The sequence below is a fragment of the Sporosarcina sp. D27 genome (assembly GCF_000586555.1).
Lineage (GTDB): Bacteria > Bacillota > Bacilli > Bacillales_A > Planococcaceae > Sporosarcina.
In genome coordinates this window covers 80,546-86,545 of record NZ_AZUC01000048.1, presented here as the reverse complement: position 1 = coordinate 86,545, position 6,000 = coordinate 80,546, and the positions used below count along the sequence as shown (strand labels likewise).

The following is a 6,000-nucleotide window of genomic DNA, read 5'->3' as shown; positions in this document are numbered from 1 at the left end:
GCTGTCTTGAGTATTCAATGTTGGTTTTATCCAGTTTTGAGCGAACAAGCTCAATTTGTCTGGTAATGATGGCGAAGAGGTCACACCCGTTCCCATACCGAACACGGAAGTTAAGTTCTTCAGCGCCGATGGTAGTAGGGGGCTTCCCCCTGTGAGAGTAGGACGTTGCCGGGCAATTTGTAAAGCGAGTCAAGGATTTCATTCCTTGACTCGCTTTTTTATTATCTACATGTAGTATATGATGATAGAAAAAGGAATGTCCCGACATATACTATATGAAAAGGAGTCAGTGAATGAATACTGGATTGCGAGTGCTACGACGTTTTGTAAAAGAACGATTTTTTGATCAGGCTGCTCAAACCGCCTATTACTTGCTGTTATCGATGTTGCCCTTTTTTATTTTCGTAATATCGTTACTGAATTTGTTTCCAGTTAATGAAGAAATCCTGTTCCGATTTTTACGGCCGTTTATTCCTGAGGAGTCTTTTCAACTAATAGAAGACAATGTCCGTGAAGTGCTTCGAAATGGTAAGGGGAAATGGCTATATTTCAGTTTAGCTGGGGCATTCTGGTTATCGTCTGTCACGGTTCAATCTTTTGCACGATCATTGGACTTGGCGAACGGGTATATACGGAAAAGAGGATTCTGGCTGTCATTGATTCGAGATCTTGGTGTCACGTTACTGTTCATGCTCGTTGTACCTCTATCGTTATTACTGCCTTTTATTGAAAATGTTCTTCATCAAGTGGTCGCTTATTATGATCGAATCGATGACTGGGAAGGGTGGCTATTTTTGTGGCCGAAGATAAAATGGGGACTCGGCACGTTGTTTTTGTTTGTCTTTTTTCTACTCTTTTACAAAATTGTTCCGAGTGGTAAAGTTTTGTTCCGCCAGTCAGTTCCTGGCGCGTTACTATCAACAATTGGGTGGCAGCTATTTTCCTACTTGTTTGGCGGGTGGGTGACAGCGGTAGACTATACACGGTTATACGGTCAACTTTCTGGAATTATTATGCTTGTCATTTGGTTTTATATGACCGCCGTCATCATTTTGATTTCAGGATTGTTGAATGCAGAGTGGAGTAAGTCCAAAAAGAAGGAAGTGGGATAGATGTTAACGATTCTAGCGGTTGATGATGACCCAAATATTTTAGAGCTTGTACGCATTACATTATCGGCAGCCAGCTATACGGTGATGAAAGCGAAAAATGGACGGGAAGCACTTGAACTTATGGAACAAGAAGTACCGGATCTTGCGGTAGTCGATGTCATGATGCCTGAGATGGATGGTTATACGCTGACGAAGAAACTACGATCGGAATGGGATATTCCTGTTCTCCTTCTCACTGCAAAAGGAGAATTAGAGGATAAGGAAAAGGGATTTTTAGCGGGATCGGATGACTATCTTGTGAAGCCTTTTGAGCCGAAAGAATTGCTGTTTCGCATACGTGCCATCCTAAGACGTTATGATAAAGCGGTCGATGTCTTTATCCAAGCTGGGCCGTTAGCCATTAACCGTCAAACGTATGAAGTCTCGATTGGAAAAAAAGTATTGCTCCTTCCTTTGAAGGAGTTTGAGTTGCTGTCTGTCCTTGCATCACGTCCGAATCAGGTATTCACTCGGGAGGTATTGTTGGATCGGGTATGGGGATTCGATTATGAAGGGGACGAACAGACGCTGAACGTTCATATTAAGCGTTTGAGGGACAAGCTGGAAGGATTGCCGGAGCACGTGAGTATTGTGACGGTTCGTGGGGTTGGCTATAAGCTCGACACGGGTGCCGTATGAAATCACTCTACGGTAAGTTTCTGATATATACGGCGGGAATCATGGTGTTCAGTGGACTTACAGCGTTTCTTGCGGTTAACACGTATTATCATCAAAATTTAAAAGAATCAAATGATGAAAAAAATATGAATATCGTTCGGCAACTCGCAAACTATATCGAAGAAGCGAGGCCGGAGGAGTTGGACCTTTACTTGAAAACCCAAGCGTCAGCAGGGTATAAACTATTGCTTGTAAGTGAGGAGTTAGAAGGTAAACGTTACGGTCAATCATTCCGACTAGATAATTTAAAAGAAGAAGATGTGAAGTCCGTTCTTAATGGGGAAGACTATCACGGCATGAAAAACTTCCCGACAGAAACGTTCGTAACGGGCTTCTTTTCGGATGAAACCACGAATACAGTCGGTGTCCCATTTACGTATAGGGGTAAAGAGTATGCCCTGTTTTTACGTCCGGACATCAAGTTGCTCTTTACAGAAGTCCATTACTTACTGGGGGGGATGGTTATTGTGATGGCTATTGCGAGCCTACTTGCGATGTTAATAGTAGCGAAGCGGCTAATTCATCCAATCACCCAGCTAACGCTTGCAACGAAAAAGGTCGGGAAAGAAGAATTCAGTGGCATTTTACCAATTCATCAGCAAGACGAAATTGGGCAGCTGGCTGAAAGCTTTCAGAAAATGACTAAGCGTCTTCAAGAGAATGACTTGATCCGCAAGAAGTTCATAAGTGATGTATCTCACGACTTCCAATCACCGCTATTAAACATAAAAGGATATGCGGGGTTGTTGATGGATGAGACCCTTCCTTACGAAGAGCATGCGGGCTATGCGAGGGTGATTCAGGCTGAGACGGATCGATTATCTTCTTTGACAAAACAGTTGTTATTATTGACGTCGCTCGATCAGATGATGAGTCCCTTGAAGCCGATTACGTATGATGTGAGTGAGCAGTTGAGAGAGACAGTACGCAAATATCGTTGGCTTCTTGAAGATAAACAAATTTCACTCTCTATGGAGATTGAGGATTCAGAGCTAATTGGGGATCCTGCGTTTCTTGAAAAAGTATGGGAGAACTTATTGTCCAATGCGCTGAAGTATACGCCGGATTATGGAACAATCGAAGTTTCTTTAGTATCTACAGAAAACTCCGTAACGGTACAAATTGGTGATTCAGGGATTGGCATAGCGGAAGAAAATCTCGCTCATATTTTTAATCGGTTTTATCGTGAAGATGATTCGCGTACAATTGCAGCAGAAGGAACGGGGCTTGGATTATCGATTGTCCAGCAAGTGACAGAGCTACATAATGGGACCATTACCGTAACAAGTGAAAAGGGGAAAGGCACGGTCTTCACTGTTACTTTGCCGAAATTGTAATGTTTTGTACATGTTGCGTTCATGTTGAGATTGTATGATTAAGATAATCAGAACGACACAGGAGGAATTCGACATGCAGGAAAAATGGAGTATACGTTTAATCCGAATTGCGGCGATATTTGGCTTGGTCGGCACAGTGCTTGGTTCACATATGGCGGGTTCAGGGTCATATGCGTTTAAACCGATACACGCACACATTTTACTCGTAGGCTGGTTATCCGTCTTTTCATGGGGCGTGTTTTATAAAATTTACCGCGTCCGTGCAACAAAACTCGTGGCAGTTCACGGCTGGACAGCGATTATTGGATCAATTGGTTTGACTGCGGGAATGTGGCTTCAGTTCATTCACCCATTTAATATCAATGAAACGTTTGCGCTTGTCTTTTACATCGTAGGCGGCACGATTCTATTACTCGCTTTTGCGCTATTCGTAGTCATGACGTTTCTTATTGATCGTACAGAAAAGAGATAACGGGTATGTGAACCACTCCTCTAATGGGAGTGGTTTTTTTGTGGTTCTTGTATTCTCGTTGACTCTGCTCAAGTAGTCGAGATTAGCACTATTCTACGTGCGAATTTCTTTGTACCTTGATACAACAATCGCATCTACACAAAAAACTCGGGATTTCATCACCATACAGTGACAAATTCCCGAGTTTTCAACTATCTATTCATATATTCCGTAAAATCATAATCCGCGATAACCAGTTTCCGCTTTGAAACGGACCTCTGCATACGAAACTTCAGCTTCCTCATGACGTTTCGCACCAACGTATGTCCCGATGATTGCTGCTAGGAATCCAGCTGGAATCGAGATAATCGCCGGGTTCACGAATGGGAAAAGTGGATCTCCCACGAAGAAAGCAGCTCCTGGAACAGGGTTAATGACGTTAGGACTGACCGCAACTAGTACGAGTGCTGTGATCAAACCCGTCAGCATAGATGCAACTGCACCTGTGGTATTGAACTTACGCCAGTAGATTGTCATTAAAAGGGTTGGAACATTTGCAGAGGCAGCAATACAGAATGCAAGGGAAACTAGGAATGCTACATTCAGTTTTTCAGAACCAAGTGCTAACAAAATCGATACTACACCAACACTGATTGCAGCAATTCGGGCAGCTCTCACTTGCTGTTTCTCGGTTACTTTACCTTTCATGATAATTTCAGCATAAAGGTCATGGGCTATGGCGGAAGCACCCGATAACACGAGTCCTGCCACTACAGCAAGAATCGTAGCAAAAGCCACCGCTGCAACAAACGACTCCAATGCATCTCCACCTAGTACGCCTGCAAGCATCGGTGCAGCCATGTTACCTGCTGCGTTCTCTGCAATGATTGCCTTAGAGCCTACGAATTTCGCAGCACCAAATCCGAGGAAGATCGTCAATACGTAGAAAATCCCGATAATCCATACTGCATAGACAACTGACGAACGCGCAGTCTTTGCATCTTTTACTGTAAAGAAGCGCATCAAGATGTGAGGCAGACCTGCAGTTCCTAACACCAGAGCAAGCAACACGGAAATTAAACCAATTGGATCTTTATACACGACCCCTGAATGCAGGAAGGACTCGCCGTGGTCGGTCGCAGTCCGCATAACATCGAACATACCAACAAAGTTAAAGTTGAATTTCATCAGCACAAGGAAAGAAATCACGATTGTTCCAATCATGAGTAAGATTGCTTTAACGATCTGAACCCAGCTGGTAGCTGTCATCCCGCCGAACAGCACGTAAATGAGCATCATAATTCCTACAATCAAAACAGATATCCAATAGTCAATACCAAACAATAACTTGATCAGCGCTCCCGCACCAACAAGCTGTGCAAGCATGTAAAAGAGTACAATTGTGATCGTATTCAGCGCTGCAGCCCCGCGTACTTTCTTTGCGCCAAACCGTGAACCAATCATATCGGCCATAGTATATTTGCCAAGGTTTCGAAGAGGCTCGGCAATTAAGAACAACACAACAAGGTATGCTGTCAGGAATCCCACACTGTAGTAAAATCCATCAAATCCATTCAATGAAATCGCACCGGCAATTCCAAGGAATGAAGCCGCGGACAAATAGTCACCTGCAATGGCCATGCCGTTTTGCCATCCAGTCAATGAACCTCCTGCAGTATAAAAATCACTGGCAGTTTGCGTTTGTTTCGCAGCCCAGTACGTAATGTAGAGTGTCAATAAAATTACAGCAAAAAAGATCGCGATGGAAATAAAACTCATAAACGGAATCCCCCTTAGTCTCTAACGTGTTTTTGGATAATCTGGTCAACATCTTTATCGAAATCACGTGCTTTTTTTACATAGATTTGTGTAAACACCCATACCATTACGAACAATCCGAATGCATACACCCATGTCCATGTCATCCAGCCAATGGCCCGCGTTTCTAAAATAGATGTGTATCCTGTCAAAATAGGAAGCATGAGATAAATCGCAAAGAATGCAATAACATAGGGTGTCAAAAAGCGATTCTTCTTCTTGACCAGAAGCTTAAACTCAGGAGTTTCAATGATTCGTTCATAATCTAACTTCCCATCATTTGTACGTGGCAGATCAGGTTCTCTGCGCAACTCCGATTCTTTCAACTCGATTGTCAATTCCCCATCCCCTTTACGGATTCGTTCGAATTAGTTGGATTTCTTTGAAACTCATCCCCCAATGAATTCCAAACTGTGTATCACCTTCCAACAATCCTATTTGTCCAACGTATCAAATAGACAGAAAATAAGCAATATTATTTTTATATAAGAAAATATGTAGCCGTCAAATAAGTATATTTAAAAACCGTGAATGCCTAAGTGAAAGGCATCCACGGTTCTATACA

6 protein-coding genes and 1 rRNA gene are annotated in these 6,000 nt (G+C 42.9%); 5 read left to right on the top strand and 2 right to left on the bottom strand.

What is annotated here, in order from left to right; genetic code table 11:
* Positions 1–58 precede the first annotated feature (58 nt).
* The 5 genes from rrf (at position 59) to N693_RS0113240 (ending at position 3,638) form a co-directional block, all read left to right on the top strand.
* Positions 59–174, top strand: a 5S ribosomal RNA gene (rrf, locus tag N693_RS0113260).
* Between the two features lie 119 nt (positions 175–293).
* Positions 294–1,112 (top strand): YihY/virulence factor BrkB family protein, encoded by an 819-nt coding sequence (locus tag N693_RS20250; protein ID WP_025785318.1) that lies wholly within the window; start codon positions 294–296, stop codon positions 1,110–1,112.
* Positions 1,113–1,790 (top strand): response regulator transcription factor, encoded by a 678-nt coding sequence (locus tag N693_RS20245; protein WP_025785317.1) that lies wholly within the window; start codon positions 1,113–1,115, stop codon positions 1,788–1,790. It abuts the gene before it with no gap.
* Positions 1,787–3,166, top strand: coding sequence for a cell wall metabolism sensor histidine kinase WalK (locus N693_RS0113245; protein ID WP_025785316.1), 1,380 nt, complete (start codon positions 1,787–1,789; stop codon positions 3,164–3,166). Before N693_RS20245 ends, N693_RS0113245 begins: the two co-directional genes overlap by 4 nt.
* Positions 3,167–3,239: 73 nt before the next feature.
* Complete coding sequence (locus N693_RS0113240) at positions 3,240–3,638, top strand: hypothetical protein (protein WP_025785315.1); 399 nt, start codon at positions 3,240–3,242, stop codon at positions 3,636–3,638.
* Positions 3,639–3,854: 216 nt separating this feature from the next.
* Here the strand turns inward: N693_RS0113240 and N693_RS0113235 are convergent, their stop codons facing one another.
* Positions 3,855–5,396, bottom strand: coding sequence for a cation acetate symporter (locus tag N693_RS0113235; RefSeq protein WP_025785314.1), 1,542 nt, complete (start codon positions 5,394–5,396; stop codon positions 3,855–3,857).
* Positions 5,397–5,410: 14 nt separating this feature from the next.
* The gene (locus tag N693_RS0113230) at positions 5,411–5,773 is read right to left on the bottom strand and encodes a DUF485 domain-containing protein (protein ID WP_253271199.1); all 363 of its coding nucleotides are present in this window, start codon (positions 5,771–5,773) and stop codon (positions 5,411–5,413) included.
* Positions 5,774–6,000 lie beyond the last annotated feature (227 nt).

What these genes read in the sequence shown, in the direction of transcription:
- N693_RS0113245 (WP_025785316.1), top strand. Translation starts at nt 1,787, where the DNA reads ATGAAATCACTCTACGGTAAGTTTCTGATATATACGGCGGGAATCATG.
- N693_RS0113240 (WP_025785315.1), top strand. Translation starts at nt 3,240, where the DNA reads ATGCAGGAAAAATGGAGTATACGTTTAATCCGAATTGCGGCGATATTT.
- N693_RS20245 (WP_025785317.1), top strand. Translation starts at nt 1,113, where the DNA reads ATGTTAACGATTCTAGCGGTTGATGATGACCCAAATATTTTAGAGCTT.
- N693_RS0113235 (WP_025785314.1), bottom strand. Translation starts at nt 5,396, where the DNA reads ATGAGTTTTATTTCCATCGCGATCTTTTTTGCTGTAATTTTATTGACA.
- N693_RS20250 (WP_025785318.1), top strand. Translation starts at nt 294, where the DNA reads ATGAATACTGGATTGCGAGTGCTACGACGTTTTGTAAAAGAACGATTT.